General features: G+C 53.6%; 19 protein-coding genes and 1 tRNA gene. 16 read left to right on the forward strand and 4 right to left on the reverse strand.

Features of this window, described 5'->3' with window-relative positions:
* Positions 1–35: 35 nt before the first annotated feature.
* Complete coding sequence (locus ACTIDN_RS05515; protein ID WP_441376282.1) at positions 36–503, reverse strand: Lrp/AsnC family transcriptional regulator; 468 nt, start codon at positions 501–503, stop codon at positions 36–38.
* A 135-nt stretch (positions 504–638) separates the two neighbouring features.
* On the opposite strand from ACTIDN_RS05515, the gene ACTIDN_RS05520 reads away from it, so the two are divergent.
* Positions 639–1,346, forward strand: a complete 708-nt coding sequence (locus tag ACTIDN_RS05520) for an AzlC family ABC transporter permease (RefSeq protein WP_441376283.1) — start codon at positions 639–641, stop codon at positions 1,344–1,346.
* Complete coding sequence (locus tag ACTIDN_RS05525; protein ID WP_441376284.1) at positions 1,343–1,633, forward strand: AzlD family protein; 291 nt, start codon at positions 1,343–1,345, stop codon at positions 1,631–1,633. Before ACTIDN_RS05520 ends, ACTIDN_RS05525 begins: the two co-directional genes overlap by 4 nt.
* Before the next feature lie 77 nt (positions 1,634–1,710).
* Here the strand turns inward: ACTIDN_RS05525 and rpsU are convergent, their stop codons facing one another.
* Positions 1,711–1,914, reverse strand: coding sequence for a 30S ribosomal protein S21 (gene rpsU / locus ACTIDN_RS05530; RefSeq protein ID WP_006557524.1), 204 nt, complete (start codon positions 1,912–1,914; stop codon positions 1,711–1,713).
* Positions 1,915–2,116: 202 nt separating this feature from the next.
* Between rpsU and def the strand changes: the two genes are divergently transcribed.
* From def to ACTIDN_RS05555, 5 genes are read left to right on the forward strand one after another with little or no spacing between them, the layout of a single operon-like run.
* Positions 2,117–2,647 (forward strand): peptide deformylase, encoded by a 531-nt coding sequence (gene def, locus ACTIDN_RS05535; RefSeq protein WP_441376285.1) that lies wholly within the window; start codon positions 2,117–2,119, stop codon positions 2,645–2,647.
* Positions 2,644–3,339 carry a rpsU-divergently transcribed protein gene (locus ACTIDN_RS05540; protein WP_441376286.1) on the forward strand — a complete coding sequence of 232 codons (696 nt, stop codon included), beginning with the start codon at positions 2,644–2,646 and terminating at the stop codon, positions 3,337–3,339. Before def ends, ACTIDN_RS05540 begins: the two co-directional genes overlap by 4 nt.
* A 22-nt stretch (positions 3,340–3,361) precedes the next feature.
* Entirely contained in the window at positions 3,362–3,889 is a 528-nt protein-coding gene (locus tag ACTIDN_RS05545) for a MarR family winged helix-turn-helix transcriptional regulator (RefSeq protein WP_415508809.1), read from the forward strand.
* A complete protein-coding gene (locus tag ACTIDN_RS05550; protein ID WP_415508808.1) occupies positions 3,879–4,610 on the forward strand; it encodes a response regulator in 732 nt (243 codons plus the stop codon). The genes ACTIDN_RS05545 and ACTIDN_RS05550 overlap by 11 nt, the downstream gene beginning before the upstream one ends.
* Positions 4,611–4,616: 6 nt before the next feature.
* The gene (locus ACTIDN_RS05555; protein WP_441376287.1) at positions 4,617–5,999 is read left to right on the forward strand and encodes an ATP-binding protein; all 1,383 of its coding nucleotides are present in this window, start codon (positions 4,617–4,619) and stop codon (positions 5,997–5,999) included.
* Between the two features lie 36 nt (positions 6,000–6,035).
* Here ACTIDN_RS05555 and ACTIDN_RS05560 read toward each other — a convergent pair whose 3' ends face one another.
* Positions 6,036–6,593: an outer membrane protein assembly factor BamE gene (locus ACTIDN_RS05560; protein ID WP_415508815.1), complete on the reverse strand. Its 558-nt coding sequence runs from the start codon at positions 6,591–6,593 to the stop codon at positions 6,036–6,038.
* Between the two features lie 274 nt (positions 6,594–6,867).
* On the opposite strand from ACTIDN_RS05560, the gene ACTIDN_RS05565 reads away from it, so the two are divergent.
* From ACTIDN_RS05565 to ACTIDN_RS05595, 7 genes are all read left to right on the forward strand, one after another.
* Positions 6,868–7,422: a YceD family protein gene (locus ACTIDN_RS05565; RefSeq protein WP_415508806.1), complete on the forward strand. Its 555-nt coding sequence runs from the start codon at positions 6,868–6,870 to the stop codon at positions 7,420–7,422.
* Positions 7,423–7,583: 161 nt separating this feature from the next.
* Complete coding sequence (gene rpmF, locus ACTIDN_RS05570; protein ID WP_048838778.1) at positions 7,584–7,787, forward strand: 50S ribosomal protein L32; 204 nt, start codon at positions 7,584–7,586, stop codon at positions 7,785–7,787.
* Positions 7,788–7,880: 93 nt separating this feature from the next.
* Positions 7,881–8,987: a phosphate acyltransferase PlsX gene (gene plsX, locus ACTIDN_RS05575; protein ID WP_415508805.1), complete on the forward strand. Its 1,107-nt coding sequence runs from the start codon at positions 7,881–7,883 to the stop codon at positions 8,985–8,987.
* Positions 8,988–9,056: 69 nt separating this feature from the next.
* Entirely contained in the window at positions 9,057–10,022 is a 966-nt protein-coding gene (locus tag ACTIDN_RS05580) for a beta-ketoacyl-ACP synthase III (RefSeq protein WP_441376288.1), read from the forward strand.
* 38 nt (positions 10,023–10,060) lie between these two features.
* On the forward strand, positions 10,061–10,417 hold the full coding sequence (locus ACTIDN_RS05585) for an integration host factor subunit alpha (RefSeq protein WP_415508814.1): 357 nt from the start codon (positions 10,061–10,063) through the stop codon (positions 10,415–10,417).
* Positions 10,410–11,294, forward strand: a complete 885-nt coding sequence (locus ACTIDN_RS05590) for a MerR family transcriptional regulator (RefSeq protein WP_441376289.1) — start codon at positions 10,410–10,412, stop codon at positions 11,292–11,294. Before ACTIDN_RS05585 ends, ACTIDN_RS05590 begins: the two co-directional genes overlap by 8 nt.
* Positions 11,295–11,357: 63 nt before the next feature.
* Positions 11,358–11,431, forward strand: a tRNA-Pro gene (locus ACTIDN_RS05595).
* Positions 11,432–11,507: 76 nt separating this feature from the next.
* Here the strand turns inward: ACTIDN_RS05595 and ACTIDN_RS05600 are convergent.
* Positions 11,508–12,641, reverse strand: coding sequence for an AI-2E family transporter (locus ACTIDN_RS05600; RefSeq protein WP_441376290.1), 1,134 nt, complete (start codon positions 12,639–12,641; stop codon positions 11,508–11,510).
* Positions 12,642–12,855: 214 nt separating this feature from the next.
* Here ACTIDN_RS05600 and murJ point away from each other — a divergent pair, with 214 nt between their 5' ends.
* Together murJ and ACTIDN_RS05610 are read left to right on the forward strand one after the other, a co-directional pair.
* Entirely contained in the window at positions 12,856–14,397 is a 1,542-nt protein-coding gene (gene murJ / locus ACTIDN_RS05605; protein WP_441376291.1) for a murein biosynthesis integral membrane protein MurJ, read from the forward strand.
* A 9-nt stretch (positions 14,398–14,406) separates the two neighbouring features.
* Entirely contained in the window at positions 14,407–15,678 is a 1,272-nt protein-coding gene (locus tag ACTIDN_RS05610; RefSeq protein ID WP_441376292.1) for a UdgX family uracil-DNA binding protein, read from the forward strand.

Below are 15,678 nucleotides of genomic sequence, written 5' to 3' on the forward strand. Positions count from 1 at the left end.
GATGACTGAATTCTACAAAATGAACCGAAATTGCCTCAACTGTGAGAAATCCGCGACGACAGTTTAACCTTCTGCATGGGAATATCGGTTTTTAAACTGCGCACCCCTTTAACACGTGCAAGATGTTCCGCCTGAAACTGGCGGTAGGCCTCAATGTTTTTTGCAACTACGCGCAACAGAAAATCACAGTCGCCGGCCATCAAATGGCATTCTACAACCTCAGGTGAGGCCTGAATGGCTTTAACAAAGTGGCTGACGGTATCTTCATCCTGCCCTTCAAGCCAGACGCGTACAAAGACGGTGGTTGTCACACCCAGTTTTGTTGGGTTGAGCAAGGCAACATAGCGGTCGATTATACCAGCGTCTTCCAACATCCGGACACGCCTTAGGCATGGGGTAGGGGATAGCCCAACCTCTTTTGCCAGTTCCACATTACTCATACGGCCGTTTCGCTGTAACGCAGCCAAAATACGTTTATCTATTCTGTCTAAAGCAGGTGGCATAAAATTTCCTTCTGGAAAAATTTTTTAGCATATTACTCTAATAATTCAGAATTTTGGAGATGATTTTGCACACACCTGCTTTGGGGTGTTTGCTATAAACGGGCTTCCTTTTTTCTCCTGTCTGGAAACCCTATCGTGCAGGTTGCCTCTGCTTCTCGCTGTCCTCCGTCTACGCGTATGGAGGTTTTACGCGGTCTGCGTTCTGCTTTTCCCATTATGCTGGGCTTTATTCCGTTTGGTCTTGTGCTTGGTGCGCAAGCCCGGATGCGTGGTTTTGCCCTATTTGAAGTGCCTATGATGACAGGGCTGAATTTTGGGGGTGGCTCTGAATTTGCCGCTGTGGGGTTGTGGACATCTCCCCCACATATCCTGCTCATTGTAGGTGTCACATTTCTTGTTAACAGCCGTCATCTGCTTATGGGCGCCGCACTGGCACCGCATTTGCGCGCTGTTCCACGCAATAAAATGCTCTTCTGCCTGTTTTTCATGTGTGATGAAACATGGGCCTTAAGCCTGACAGATGCCCGCAAAACAGGGTTTAGCCTGCCTTATTATATGAGTGTTTCCCTCTGCTTGTATATGAGTTGGGTTATTGGCACTGCGATAGGGGCTGTTGCCGGACCTATTATGGGGGATGTGAGTCGGTACGGTTTTGACATGGCGTTTCCGGCAGTGTTCTTTGTATTGCTGCGCGGTATGTGGAAAGGCATGGCTTCTGCTCTGCCGTGGGGTGTCAGTCTTGGCGTGGCCGTTGCCGCTTATATGGTTTTGCCTAAGGGCTGGTATGTTCCCCTAGGAGCATTGTCAGGCGCAGCAGTGGCATGGGTGCAGGCACGGTCATGACTGTTCTCACCCTGTTGTTGATGGCTCTTGCCACATATTGCACACGTATTGGCGGCTATCTCTTGTTAAACCGGCAGCATATTGCGCCTCGAACAGCCAAAGTTATGGAAGCAGCGCCCGGCTGTGTCTTGATAGCCGTGCTTGCACCTGATTTTGCCGCAGGTCGAATGGCAGATTTACTGGCGCTCACCGTCACAATCGTAGCGGCTATGCGCTGTTCGTTGCTGGTTACCGTTTTGGTGGGGATTGGGAGCGGTTGGTTCTTCCGCATGATGCTGCCGGGTTAAGGGAGGCAGCAACGCAAAGAAAAAGGCCGGACACCATGCGGTGGTCCGGCCTTTTTCTTGATCCCTGAAGGGAAGGCTTAGAAGCCTTCGCGTTCCAGGCGCTTGCGTTCCATCTTGCGAGCGCGACGAACTGCCTCAGCAGACTCACGAGCTTTACGCTCAGACGGCTTTTCAAAGTGGCGGCGCAGCTTCATTTCGCGGAAAATGCCTTCGCGCTGCATTTTCTTTTTGAGTGCCTTTAGAGCCTGATCGACATTGTTGTCACGGACGAGAACGTGCACTTGGTCACTAACCCCTGTTTCAGAAAACCCGGTTACCCCGGTTTTGAAGTGATATAAAAAAAGGAGCAGGCAGCACGCAGGGCACATACCGATTCCTCTATTGGCGGCCTCTATAACACGGGCTTGCAGAAAGACACAATTCGTTCTTGCTTCTTATCAACAAACTCTTGTGACAGAGTGCAGATGTGAGAAGGAGAGAAACATGGCCATTCTTAAAATTGCGCGTATGGGTCACCCGGTTCTGCTCCAACGGGCGGCGGAAATTGAGGATGTTACGGCACCGGAAATCCAGCGCCTTATCTCTGACATGAGAGAGACATTGGCGGATGCAGGCGGTGTGGGGCTGGCTGGACCACAAGTGCATGTTTCGAAAAGGCTTTTTCTCTACTCCGTGCCCCAGGTCCGTAGTGAGGGAGAAGATGATCCAGCCCTTGATGTTCAGGTTATTCTGAACCCGGAGCTTGAACCGGTAGATGATGAGATGATTCCACGGGTGGAGGGGTGCCTGTCTATTCCCGGTTTGCGTGGGCAAGTGCCGCGTTACAAGCGGGTCCGCTATGCGGGATATGACGAGACTGGCAAACGGATTAACGGTGTGGCGTCTGGTTTCCGCGCACACGTCATGCAGCATGAAATGGACCATTTGGATGGGATTCTCTATCCCATGCGCATGACAGATCTAGGCCGCCTTGGTTTTGAGGCGGAAATGGTACGGTACGGGGTAAGGGCATGAATGTTTCGGCTGGGCTGAAAATACAGCAGGCAATTTCTTTTGCAGTCGCAGGTCTGGCAGCAAGCAGTATGCCAGCCCCACTGGAGCGGGATGCAGTACGGGATGAAGCCTTGCGTAAAGTGGCTGCTGTTGCTGGGGAGCGCGGGTGGCGTATGGCCACATTGCGGGATGTTGCGGGGCCTGAGGCTGACCTGCTGTTTCCCGGTGGCCCGGTAGAAATGGTTGAATCCTGGTCAGACCTATGTGACCGCGACATGCTTTCCGCCATGCTGAGTTGTGAGGAAGAACGCTTGAGCCAGCGTGTTAAACAGGCGCTCCTGCTGCGTCTGCCCGTTGAGAGAGCTATGCGTACTGGTGCCAGAAGTGGCTTTGGTGTGCTGGCTGCACCCTGCGCTGGAGGGGCTTTGCGGCGCAGCATGTTACGGACGGTTAATGCCATCTGGCAGGCCGCGCAGGATGAGTCTTCTGGCGTTACTTACGTGACCAAGCGCCTGACGTTGGGAAGCATATATGGCGCAACCCTTCTGTTCTGGCTGGCGCGGGGACAAAACGAGGCTGATATGGCGCGATTTATTGAGCACCGGCTTGCTGGCGTCCGGCAAATTGGCAAACTTAAAACGCGCCTGTTGGGCGTGTTTATGCGCCCTAAGCCCGGCTCCGTTCATGCCGTCACGCCTGCTGAACCAGCCTGAAAAAAGAAAACCGGATCTGAGCATGAGCGGGTATCGCCCAACGGATGAAGCTGGTGCAGGGTTACTCTTTTTACGGGAAGAGCAGATCCGTCTTGCTCAAACTATGATGTTTCTGGCCGGGCGCGATATGGCGGAGGCCGTGTCCCCGATTCTGGAAGATCATGGCATTGGCCGGGCTCATTACAGGGTGTTGCAGGTGCTGGCCTTCAGCCCCCGCATTCCAGTCAGCCGCCTGCAGGATATTTTAGGCGTAACCAAGCAAAGCCTTGGCCGTACCTTGGGGGAGATGCAGGAGCGCGGCTACCTTGAGAGCGAGTCCTGCCTCCGTGACCGAAGGCAAAAGCTTTTACGTTTAAGCAAAGCGGGTCAGACTGTTGAGGCTGAGCTTTTTGCTGCAGCAAAGCACCGTTTGATGGGCGCTTACCGGGAAGCAGGGGGCGCTGCTGTTGAGGGGTTCCGTCGCGTCATGTGGGGCATGCTCTCGGAAAGCAGTCGTGCTCTGGTGGCCGATGAAGGTACAGCGCGAAAGAAGGGACGTCATGGCGCATAATCCGCACGATTTTACATACGAAGAAGGTACAGCCCCTCACGTTATCGTTGTGGATGATGATGCACGGCTTAGGCGGCTGTTACAGCGCTACCTTTCCGAGAACGGGCTGAGAGTCAGTGTTGCAGCTAATGCAGCGGAAGCCCGGAAAGCCTTGGGCGGTATTCAGCCAGACGCCATGGTGCTGGACGTGACCATGCCGGGAGAGGACGGATTGGAACTGACCCGTGCCCTGCGTGAAGCACGGCAGGAATTTCCAGTTATTCTGCTAACAGCCCGTGGTGAACCAGCAGACCGGATTTCTGGTCTGGAAGCAGGGGCGGATGACTATCTGGGCAAACCATTTGAGCCGCGAGAACTTCTGCTACGGTTGAAAGCGCATCTGCGGCGGCTGGCTCCCGCTCCCGCAGCCGATAATCTGCGTATTATCCGTTTGGGAGACAAAGAGTTTGACCCGGTGAGAGCCCTTTTATCCGGCCCGGACGGCAATATTCATCTTACTGGCGGGGAGGCGGCTCTTTTGTCTGTGCTTGCCCGCAGACCTAATGATGTTTTTACACGCGATGAAATTGCCCGCGCCCTTGATATGGCGGAAATTGGAGAACGCGCCGTAGACGTACAGGTCACACGGCTCCGCCGTCGTATTGAACCTGATCCGCGCGAGCCGCGCTTTCTTCACACCATTCGGGGGCGGGGCTATGTGCTCAAGCCTGGTGTGCAGTAAACTATTATGGGCTGGCAGGCGCTCCACTATTTTCCTCGGCGGGTGCTCCAGTCCCGTAGGGTTGAAAAATCCGTACGGCGGGTATTACCGCGCTCTCTGCTGGGGCGGTCGCTGCTGATCGTTTTTATACCCCTGCTCATTACACAGGCAATTTCGCTAGAACTTTTTTACGGTAATTTTCTTAAGGTTGTGTCCCGCCGTCTTTCCAGTGCTGTGGCGGCAGAAGTCGTTCTCTCCCTTAATGCGCTCGAAAAACTACAAAAACAGAGTGACAAACAATGGTTTGTGGCGCAGGCGCGGGATCATCTGCTTCTAGTTGAAACATGGAAGCCCAACGCACGCCTGCGGCGCACCGGCTTCAACCATGTCCTTGGGCCAATGGATGAAGATCTGGCACATGCTCTGCAAGAAACCATCGACAAGCCATTTTTCATAAACTGGCATAGTGACCCGCATACGGTGCTGATTTCCATTCAGCTTAGTGACGGTGTGTTGGAGGTAGAGGCTCCTCGTAAACGACTGGATATGGGGCAAATCTGGCTTTTTGTGGCGTGGGCACTCGGGAGCTCTTTGCTCCTTTTTACCATTGCGAGCCTGTTTATGCGTAATCAGGTGCGGGCTATCCGGCGGCTGGCCCATGCTGCAGAACAATTTGGGTTGGGGCGGGATATAGGACCCATCAAGCCCGAGGGTGCGCAGGAGGTTCGGAAAGCAGCGATCGCCTTTAACCGCATGCAGGACCGGATTTTCCGCTTTGTGTCGCAGCGTACAGGGGTGCTTGCCGGTGTCTCACATGATCTGAGAACACCTTTGACCCGCATTCGTCTTTCTTTGGCTATGATGCCGCAGCGCGGAACCATTCAGGCGGAGACCCTCAAGGAAGACGTGGAGGACATGATTGGTGACGTGGTCGAGATGGAGCACATGATCGACAGTTACCTGTCGTTTGCACGAGGTGAAGGGGCTGAAACCCCCATGCAGGTCGAGGTAACCCCCTTCCTGCATGATGTCGTGCTTGCAGCGCAGCGCGCAGGGGCGACTATTTATGCCGTGAGTGTCCAGAAGAATTTACAGGTTACCATGCGACCGGACGCCATGCGCCGTGCCTTGATGAACTTGCTGGATAACGCCCGCAGGCATGGAGGAGGCATTACCCTCAAAGCGCGCGCTGTCTCTGAGGGTGTATGTTTGCTGGTTGATGATGATGGGCCAGGTATACAGCCGGAGCATCATGCTGCCGTTTTCAGGGCTTTTGAGAGCGGCGGCAGAAGTGGTGGAACAGGGTTGGGTCTGACCATTGCACGTGACATCGTGCGCGCCCATGGCGGGGAGATGGAACTCTCAACCTCGCCGCAAGGTGGTTTGCGTGTAAAGATTATTTTGCCGTAAACGCAAACTGCGTTGCGTTTACGGTATCAGGATACTTTAGAGAGAGTTACCCGAGCCAAAGTGACCAGGGCCGGAGTTCTGCCCCATCATGCCTGTGCCGGTTGTGCTGCCTGCGCCCATAAGGTTCTGCATGGGGTTGTAGCGGCCAACGTTACCCAGAATTTGCTGAAGGATATTGATGCTCGTGCCTGGTGTGGGTGTAACCTGGCTAATCATGGCAACTGGGCGGGCATCTTTCCGGCTCAGGGTGCGCAGGCTGTCCAGCGTACCTGCCTGATTGAATTTAAGCACAACAACCTGCTGCTTCTTCACGCCCGGAAAATCAATGGGACGGAGATAGGTTGTCATGGAAATATAAATCCATGTGTTGTCATCAAACGCGCCACGCGTTGTGGATGACCCCAGAAGATCCACTGCGTCCGCGCGGGTGCTGGTACCCGGAATAAGCTGATTATAGTCATCCGCTTCAATGAGTGAGCCGCGTGGAATGGGGGTGGGACGGAAGACCGCACAGCCAGACAGAACGCCAAGGGCAGCCAAAAGGCTACCAGCTTTGCGAAGACGCGCCATTGTGTGTGAGCGTTGCTGCATCATGGTCTGTCGGGCACCCCGGGTTGTGCGGTCATTGGTCATTAAACGCATGGCTGTGCCGTTTTGTAAAAAGGCATGGCTCCCTTGTCGGATGCCCCAACGGGCGCGGTGCGTCAATTACTGAATACCACATGCCCCCGTTTTTGCCGGAAAAATACACATCAAGCTCTTACGGCACCTGTAGTTTATGATACGGCATAGACCGTGCCTTACCCGTTCGTGAGGTATGACGTATGCCGCGCCGTCTCTCATGCTGGTGTTTTTTCAGGAGGTTTACATGGCTCCTAAGTCCGAATTTTCCCGTCCTACCCCGGTACGCCGAATCGGGGTTGGCGGCCTTTCTGTTACAGTGGAAGCCACGCCTGAAGAGTGCGTGCATATTGCCGCCCGTTTAAATCTGGCTGAAGTCAGCATGTTGCGCTGCAAATACCAGTTGCAGGTCGGCAGGCGGAATGTGGTGACAGCTCAGGGCGCTCTGGCTGCGCGTTTTAAGCAGAACTGCGTTGTGACCCTGGAACCGTTTGAGGACGTTCTGGCAGGCTCCTTTACGGTAGAGTTTGTGCCTGAAGAACATTTTGACGAAAGCGGAGAGCCTGATCTGGAGGCTATTGACCAGATCCCTTACGAGGGAGACTCCGTCGATCTCGGTGAGGCCGCCATTGAGCAGTTTGCACTGGATTTGCCTCTTTATCCGCATGCGCCCAATGCCCAACTTCCCAAAGGGCTTGTCATGAAGGAAGAAGAAGTAGAGAAAAGAGCACGTGAAGAAGCGCAGGCCGAGCGCGTTAATCCGTTTGCTCAACTTGAGCGGTTGCGCCGTAAAGATAGCTAGTGTGCAAACACGGGTTTTCTTGAGCTGTTGCTTGCGAAAGCAACAGCTCTCTGCTACAGCCCGCGCTCAATCTGGTTAATAAACCTGTTTTGTTTGTCTGTTGCACGGCATTCTGTGCTGTGTGCAGTCGCTAAAGAATTGTTTTGGAGGGGCTCGGGCCCATGGCTGTACCTAAAAGAAAAACCTCGCCTTCACGCCGTGGCATGCGTCGCAGCCATCAGGCTCTGACGGCTGAAGCTTTTGCTGAATGCTCAAACTGCGGTGAACTGAAGCGCCCGCACAACATCTGCAGCCACTGCGGCCACTATGATGGTCGTGAAGTGATTGCCGCAGGCAAAGCACTGAAAGTTGCTGTTCGCGCCTGATTTCAGGTGAGTGCCCTTGATCTGTTGTTATGACTGTTAAGGGCACACAGCACGTATAGGAGTGGGCATCTGCGGCATGGCAGAGAAGCAGGCATGAGCAATAGAGAGATTCCAGAAACTTCCCCTTCAGAGCAAAGCGAGACGTTTAGTCTTGCCGTAGACGGAATGGGTGGGGACGGGGCTCCAGATGTGGTCGTTGCCGGACTCGCCATTGCTGCTGATCGTCACCCCGGTATGCGTGTGCTTCTGACGGGCGATGAAGCAAAGCTTCGCCCGCTGCTTGCCAGGCACCCGAAAGCAGAAGCCATCTGCACCATCTGGCATACAGATGAGTCCATCCCCATGGACATGAAGCCAACTGCGGCCCTTCGGGTCCGGAAGTCTTCCATGCGTCTGGGGATGGATGCTGTTGCAAGCGGTAAGGCCCGTGGCGTTGTTTCTGCCGGCAATAGTGGTGCCATGCTTGCCTTGGCCAAAATAGTGGTCAAAACCCTGCCTGGCATTTCACGCCCTGCCATGGCAGCTATCAGTCCTACCATTAAAGGTGACGTGGTCATGCTCGACCTCGGGGCCAATGTGGTGTGTGACTGGCGTAATCTCGTAGAATTTGCGGTTATGGGAGAGGCGTTTGCAAAAGCCGTACTAGGCTTGCCCGCCCCCCGTATCGGCCTTCTTAACATCGGTTCTGAAGAACTGAAGGGCGACGAGAAGCTGCGCATTGCTTCCGAAGTCCTGCGTGAAAGCCCTCTGGCATCTCAGTTTCATGGGTTTGTTGAAGGGCATGATATTACCGCAGGCACCACCGATGTGGTGGTGACAGACGGTTTTACAGGCAATGTTGCACTCAAGACGGGTGAGGGGGCACTGAAAATGGCCACTACCCTCCTGCGTCAGGTGTTTAGCCGCAGTCTGGTTGCCAAGCTCGGCTACCTTCTGGTTCGCCCCGGTTTGGAGCGGATGAAGGAGTGGCTGGACCCGCGCCGCTATAACGGTGCTGTGTTTGTCGGTTTGAACGGCGTGGTTGTAAAATCTCACGGTGGCACAGATGCCGAAGGTTTTGCTGCTGCCGTTGATGTCGCCATGGACATGGTAACCCATGGTTTCAACGATGGTATTCGTGAGCGTCTGTCCCACATGGGGGCGCTTCTTTCCCATCAGCAGAGTGTTGCAGAACGCGAACCAGCAGTTATAGCGTCCTGAGGCACAAGTACGCAGAGCTTCGCCCACAAATGGTGTTGGCGTGAGCTGCTGGATAATGAAAGAACAGAGATGGCGAGACGTTCGCTCCTGGTAGGGTTTGGCAGCTTTCTGCCGGATCGGGTCGTAACTAACGATGAACTGGCAGCCCGGCTTGAGACCTCTGACGAATGGATAAAATCCCGTACCGGAATCACCCGCCGTCATATTGCTGGTCCTGACGATACGGCGGCCAGCATGGGGGCAAAAGCTGCCAGCCGCGCGCTGGAGTATGCTGGTCTGGCTGCGACTGACATTGATGCGGTTATTGTTGGTACCTCCACGCCGGATCAGGCTTTTCCGGCCACTGCTGTCCGTATTCAGGCTGAGCTGGGTATGACGCAGGGCTTTGGTTTCGATATTGCAGCCGCATGTTCTGGCTTTATCTTTGCGCTTTCAACAGCAGATTCTTTTATTCGCTCCGGTTTGGCCCGTAACGTATTGGTTATTGGTAGCGAGGTTTATTCTCGTATTGTTGACTGGTCAGACCGCGGTACTTGTGTGCTCTTTGGTGATGGCGCAGGTGCGGTTGTTGTGTCTGGCTCAGATCAGGCTGGTGACTCCGGTATTCTGTCAACACATCTCCATTCTGACGGTACGGCAGGGGATCTGTTGTATGTTGACGGAGCTGTTGGCCGCCCAGAAATGAGTGGTCACTTAAAAATGAACGGGCGTGACGTGTTTCGTCATGCTGTAGCCAAGCTTTCTTCCTCAGTTGATGAAGCACTAGAGGCTGAAGGCCTATCCTACAGTGACGTTTCTTGGCTGGTGCCACATCAGGCCAATATCCGTATCATTGAAGGTGTTGGTAAAAAGCTTGGTTTGCCGCCAGAACAGGTGGTGGTGACGGTTGATCGTCATGCCAATACCTCTGCCGCTTCGATTCCCTTGGCGCTTGATGAAGCGGTGCGTGATGGCCGCATCAAAAAGGGCGATTTGGTGCTAATGGAGGCATTGGGTGGCGGCTTAACGTGGGGCTCAGCCCTCGCGCGGATGTAATTTTTGTAGCCTGAAAGCCTACTTGTCACACGGAGTGAATTGACGGCCCTTTTTTACATGCTAGGCTCAGGGCTATGGAAACTGTCACGCGTGCGTCTCTGGTAGAAACTATCTACCAGCAGGTTGGGCTGTCCCGGAAAGATTCAGCCGCTTTTCTGGAAGATATTCTGGAAACGGTGATGCTCGCCCTTGAAGAAGGGGAGAGTGTAAAAATCAGTGGTTTCGGGACGTTCTCTGTTCGCCAGAAAGGCCAACGGAGTGGGCGTAATCCCAAAACGGGGGAGGAAGTCCCTATATTACCCCGTTCTGTACTGGTCTTCCGACCCAGTCAGCTTCTCCGTGCACAAGTAAACCATGAGTCTGTCGATGCAGACTTTGAAGATGATAATGACTGATCCTAATTTACAGCCGATTGAAGCCGAGACTGTGCCTTCGGTCGAAGAAGATTTTCTGTACTCTGAAAAAGGCCCGAACGCTTTTCGGACGATTAGCGAAGTAGCCGATGAGTTGCATGTCCCTCAGCACGTCTTGCGGTTTTGGGAAACGCGGTTTGAACAGGTCCGCCCCCTTAAACGGGGGGGAGGGCGGCGTTACTATCGTCCGTCTGATATTGATCTCCTGAAATACATAGCCGATCTTTTGTATCAGAAAGGCTACACCGTAAAAGGTGTTCAGCGACTGCTGCGAGAGGGCGATCAACCGGTTGCCAATGCTGAGCCACAGACTGTTGATGCGACGGTTGAACATTCTACTTCTTCAGGTGGCGAGTCAGAGGATTTCCCTGTCGGTGAAGTAGTGGATGGCGGCCGTGTTGCGCAGCCGGAAGATGATAGTACAGAAGAAGCATCTATCCCCGCTTGGGATGTGACGGACAGTCAGGCAGAGCAGAGCGATGTGGCGGTGAGCGAAGATACGCTCGTTTATGCAGGCGCTCATTATGTTGAAGATATCGCTGCCGAACATACGCTCGAGCAATACGGGGATGTTGCAGACGTAACCGATGAAGCTTCGACATTAGAACAGGGCGATATTTCATCTTCAGTAGAAGACTCTTTGTCCGTTTTGTCTGAGGCAACGATTGAGTCCGCGCAGGTTGAAGTGAACTCGTCTGTCGAGGAATTACAGGCAGAACCTCACACTGTTTCTTCGCCTGTTGATGAAATACAGGCCGTAAAAGTTGCGGAACTGGTGCAGGTTAATCAGCGTTTGCGCGAGGACCTTGAGGATATTCTGGTTGAGTTGCAGTCGTTACGGCAGCGTCTTTCTGCATAAAAAAGAGAAAGGGTGGCTTGTGCCTTTCTGGAGAGACTGCTAAAGACCTCTTCACCAAGCAAACGGGCAGTAGCGCAGTCTGGTAGCGCATCAGTCTGGGGGACTGGGGGTCGTGGGTTCGAATCCCGCCTGCCCGATATCTTGTTTGCTTGAGACTTTCCTTACAATAAGAAAGTGCTGCGGGTGTTCTTAGTGAACACCCTTTTTTGTTTTTCAGGACTCTATCTGGTTTTGGCGGCGGGAACTCGCAACAGTCCAGCGACGCCACACAAGGTCCAGTGCAGCCATGGCAGCGGGGCCAACAAATAGCCCCAACAACCCCCATGTTTCGGCTCCGCCCAAAATACCCAAAAGTACCCATAGGAAAGGCAGTTTCGTGCTGCCGCCAATCAGGACGGGGCGTATAAAGTGGTCTGCCACAAAAATGACAATCGCACCGATACAGAACGCAATAATGCCTGCCATTGACGCGCCTTGCGCCAGAATGAGCAGAGACACAAACCCTATGGCGATCATGGCACAAAATGGAATCATGGCCGCAACGCCAGTAATCACCCCAAACAAGGCAGGGTGCGGGGCACCGCACAGAAAATAGACAAAGCCCATGAGTACGCCTTCGGCTATACCCACCAGAACCAGGCCTTGCACGGTGCCATGTATGGACGCAACAATCTGGCGTGCAACAATTTCACCCCGGCGACCAAAAGCACGACGGGAGGCAATGCGGCATTGGTGCACAACTGAAGAACCGTCCTTGTACAGGAAAAACAGAGTCACAATAGAAAAGCAGAACAGGGTGCCTCTGTGAGCAACCTGTGCGCCAACGGCTTTGGTGACAGCCATCCCCTTGCTATCCAGAGCACCCACCAAGCCCGAAACATCTTTAGGGTTGGCAAGATGAGCCTGCCACCATTGCGTCAAAGTCTGGCGACCAAAGGGCAGATGGGAGATGGCTTCAGGTACCGGTACACCGGACTGGCGCGCTTTCTCTAACCAGTTCAGGGCGCTCTGGGCCTCCCCGACTGCTTCAAGTGTAATAAGCAGAAGCGGAATGACAAAAATGAGAGTCATGGCTGCTGTAAAGAGAAAAGGAAGCAATAATCCTTTTGCCGCTTTCGGCCAGAAGAGCTGCGCCCGTGTGTAAAGCGGCCACGTTGCAACCGCAAAAACGCATCCCCACATGAGCGCCGGCATAAAGCCGCGAATGGTGTAGAGAGCAATGGCCAGGATGAAAAACGCCAGAACATTGCGTGCAATCTCTTGCCCTCTGCGAGAGCGGTGGCTGGCTTTGACAAGAGTGCAGCGCGGCGGCCCGGAAATCTTGGCCTGTGGCGTGGTGTCTTGCATTCCTGATGAAACTCCCTTTGGCCTGAACGATGACTTATTTTGTGTCAGTGTTTCGTGCTTTTCCAGAGTGGGGGACGAGCACGAATAGAGATAGGCATTCTGTATTAGATAGCATAGTTACTTCCTGATGCAGGCATAAGAAGCAGAACAAAGGTTTTGCGTATCCGCCTCTCCCCTTCCATGCGGGCTTTGGCTCTTTTTCTATACAGGTCTCATGTTCAGAAGTTTCCTTACTGTTGGCGGTTGGACCATGCTCAGCCGTATTCTCGGGTTAGTGCGTGACCAGCTTCTTGCAGCATTTATGGGGGCAGGGGCACTCCAGGATGCGTACCTGGTAGCGTTCAGACTCCCCAACATGTTCCGCAGGTTATTTGGGGAAGGGGCATTTAACGCTGCCTTCGTGCCGCTTTTTTCTTCTATCCTTGCCAAGGAAGGTGAAAGCGAGGCACGTCTTTTTGCCCGCCGTGCCTTGGGAATTATGCTCGTCTGGCTGACCGGTCTCTGCGTGCTGGGTGAAGTTTTCATGCCGCAGATTTTGCCGGTTATTGCCCCAGGCTTCCTGAGGGAGGGCCAGCAATATGCTCTTGCCGTTAGCCTGAGCCGTATTACTTTTCCGTATCTGGTCCTTATTTGTGCAGCAGCTCTGGTGGCGGGTGTGCTCAATGGCCTGCATAAATTCAGTATGGCAGCCGCTGCCTATCTGGCTTTCAATATTGTGGGCATTATCGCCATTCTGTTTGTGTCGCCCTATATGCCCAATGTGGCTTACGCTGCAGCATGGGGAGTGACAGCGTCAGGGGTGGTTCAGTTAGGGCTGTTACTCTGGTCATGTCACAAGGCCGGTTTTGGTCTGATGCCTTTGGTTCCCAAATTTACGCCGCGTATACACTTGCTGCTTAAACGCATGGTGCCAGGTCTGATCGGGAGTGGTGTAGGGCAGATTAACCTGACCATCGATACGATTATTGCAACATTACTGCCTTCGGGCAGTGTTTCACTCATGTATTTTGCTGATCGTATTAACCAACTACCGCTCGGTGTTCTCGGGGCTGCTGCCGGAACAACACTTCTTCCCGTTCTGACACGTCATTTGGCCGCAGGAGAGCATGAGGCTGCTCGTGCTGCCCAGAACAGATCCATCGACTATGTTTTGCTTCTGACTTTGCCAGCCGTTGCCGGTTTGCTGGTTTTGGCCGGGCCTATCATGATTGTTCTGTTTGGCCACGGTTCCTTTACCGAGCAGGACGCCTTGCTCTCAGCGCGTGCGTTATGTGCCTATGCTCTGGGTCTTCCCGCTTTTGTCATGGTGAAAGTGCTTTCTCCTGCATTTTTTGCGCGGGGAGATACACGCACGCCTGTGTATGTGGGCGTAGGTATTCTGGTTTTAAATCTGGTTTTGAACCTGCTGCTTATGAAACCGTTGGTTTATGTGGGGCCTCCACTGGCCAGTAGTCTGGCAGCCTGTCTCAATGTCGCATGTCTGGCGTTTTTGCTGAACAGACGGAATGCGCTGGAGCTTGAAGCACAGACAAAACGGCGGTTGACGTTAACTTGTGTGGCGTCTGGCTTGATGGGGGCTGGGTTGTGGGCTCTTACGGCTGTAATTGCCTTCCCTCATGGTTTGTTGCTGCGGGGTTTATGGTTAGGGGCCATGGTGCTGGCTGGCGGTATGCTTTACGCCGTGCTGTTGCACCTTTTTGGGTTGACGGATTTTGCTAGTGTGGTGGCGCGTATCCGGCGGAAATTACGGAAATAAGGTAAGGTGATGGAGCGTGAAGAAGGTGGCACACACATCGTTCTGGCGCATGAGGTGGATTTTGCCACATGGCGGCAGGCGGTGCGCTATCACGTTGCCAGAGGCACTAAGCCAGAAGAGCTGTCATGGTCCGTTCTGAAATCTGCCGATGTTTTTGGTCAGAATGTTTCCCAACCTGTCTGGACCATACCTGAGGCGGGTGGTGCACTGACCCTGCCGCGAAGTCTGGTAGAGCGTTTGGTTCTTGCTATTCAAGTCAATGACCCAGACCGTTTTTCACGGCTTTACAGGCTTGTTTATCGGGTTGTTCATGGCGGGCTAGACCTCCAACAGAGCAACGGAGACCCTGACAGGCTCCAAGTTGACCAGTGGGTCGCGCGTGTAAAGCAGGAGACTGCGGCGTTTCGCCAGGCATTTGCTGCGTACTACAGGAATGGTGGCCGAGGCGCTTGGTATTGCGAAACCCATAATTACATTCTGGAAGCTAATGCCGCGTTTTGTCGTGCTCGCGTCGCGGAAACGTGGATGGTTCACACGCCGTATCGCAGCATGAAATGGGATGGGCATGCTCTCTTGTTTGGAGAGGGAGGTCAGACACCATCCGTATGGCAGCCTGACGCTACTTGGCCGTGGGATGGCTATCCCAATACCGTCCTCATTCCAACGGAAGTAGAGCGCCAGCAGGCGAAAACGCTCGATCAGCTTGGTGCTGAGGCAATGGATTGTCGTTCTTGTGCGCTGTGGAAACCGGCTCAACGCACAGTCTTTGGTGAAGGCCCTGTAACGGCCCAAATTATGTTGGTAGGCGAACAACCGGGAGATCAGGAGGATAAGGCCGGTCATCCCTTTGTTGGGCCTGCAGGGCAAGTTTTAGATAGTGCTTTAAAAGATGCTGGGTTAATCCGCTCAGATGTTTATGTGACCAATGCAGTCAAACATTTCCGTTTTACATGGCGCGGTTCACATAGGCTGCATCAGAAGCCTGAACAAGACAATATTACAGCCTGTCGTGCTTGGCTGGATGCTGAGCGACGCCTTGTTAAGCCAGCACTTATTGTCATGATGGGGGTAACAGCTGCACAAAGTCTGCTGGGCCGACCGGTCACCATCTCGCGAGAAAGATCACGGACTTTTGATCTCGCCCCAAACGTACAGGGCTTAGTAACTGTGCACCCTTCTTATCTGTTACGTCTTCCTAACCCGTCAGACAAGCAACGAGAATATGCCAGATTCGTTGAAGACTTAAAGCTGGCACAGCAGTGCATGACGGTTAAGCTTTAA

Source organism: Acetobacter sp. (assembly GCF_052102375.1).
In the GTDB taxonomy this organism is placed as follows: Bacteria; Pseudomonadota; Alphaproteobacteria; order Acetobacterales; family Acetobacteraceae; genus Acetobacter.

Bases quoted from the DNA above. Each gene is read 5' to 3' on its own strand.
- ACTIDN_RS05515 (WP_441376282.1), bottom strand. From the start codon at position 503: ATGCCACCTGCTTTAGACAGAATAGATAAACGTATTTTGGCTGCGTTA.
- ACTIDN_RS05525 (WP_441376284.1), top strand. From the start codon at position 1,343: ATGACTGTTCTCACCCTGTTGTTGATGGCTCTTGCCACATATTGCACA.
- def (WP_441376285.1), top strand. From the start codon at position 2,117: ATGGCCATTCTTAAAATTGCGCGTATGGGTCACCCGGTTCTGCTCCAA.
- ACTIDN_RS05540 (WP_441376286.1), top strand. From the start codon at position 2,644: ATGAATGTTTCGGCTGGGCTGAAAATACAGCAGGCAATTTCTTTTGCA.
- ACTIDN_RS05545 (WP_415508809.1), top strand. From the start codon at position 3,362: ATGAGCGGGTATCGCCCAACGGATGAAGCTGGTGCAGGGTTACTCTTT.
- ACTIDN_RS05550 (WP_415508808.1), top strand. From the start codon at position 3,879: ATGGCGCATAATCCGCACGATTTTACATACGAAGAAGGTACAGCCCCT.
- ACTIDN_RS05555 (WP_441376287.1), top strand. From the start codon at position 4,617: ATGGGCTGGCAGGCGCTCCACTATTTTCCTCGGCGGGTGCTCCAGTCC.
- ACTIDN_RS05560 (WP_415508815.1), bottom strand. From the start codon at position 6,593: ATGATGCAGCAACGCTCACACACAATGGCGCGTCTTCGCAAAGCTGGT.
- ACTIDN_RS05565 (WP_415508806.1), top strand. From the start codon at position 6,868: ATGGCTCCTAAGTCCGAATTTTCCCGTCCTACCCCGGTACGCCGAATC.
- rpmF (WP_048838778.1), top strand. From the start codon at position 7,584: ATGGCTGTACCTAAAAGAAAAACCTCGCCTTCACGCCGTGGCATGCGT.
- plsX (WP_415508805.1), top strand. From the start codon at position 7,881: ATGAGCAATAGAGAGATTCCAGAAACTTCCCCTTCAGAGCAAAGCGAG.
- ACTIDN_RS05580 (WP_441376288.1), top strand. From the start codon at position 9,057: ATGGCGAGACGTTCGCTCCTGGTAGGGTTTGGCAGCTTTCTGCCGGAT.
- ACTIDN_RS05590 (WP_441376289.1), top strand. From the start codon at position 10,410: ATGACTGATCCTAATTTACAGCCGATTGAAGCCGAGACTGTGCCTTCG.
- ACTIDN_RS05600 (WP_441376290.1), bottom strand. From the start codon at position 12,641: ATGCAAGACACCACGCCACAGGCCAAGATTTCCGGGCCGCCGCGCTGC.
- murJ (WP_441376291.1), top strand. From the start codon at position 12,856: ATGTTCAGAAGTTTCCTTACTGTTGGCGGTTGGACCATGCTCAGCCGT.
- ACTIDN_RS05610 (WP_441376292.1), top strand. From the start codon at position 14,407: ATGGAGCGTGAAGAAGGTGGCACACACATCGTTCTGGCGCATGAGGTG.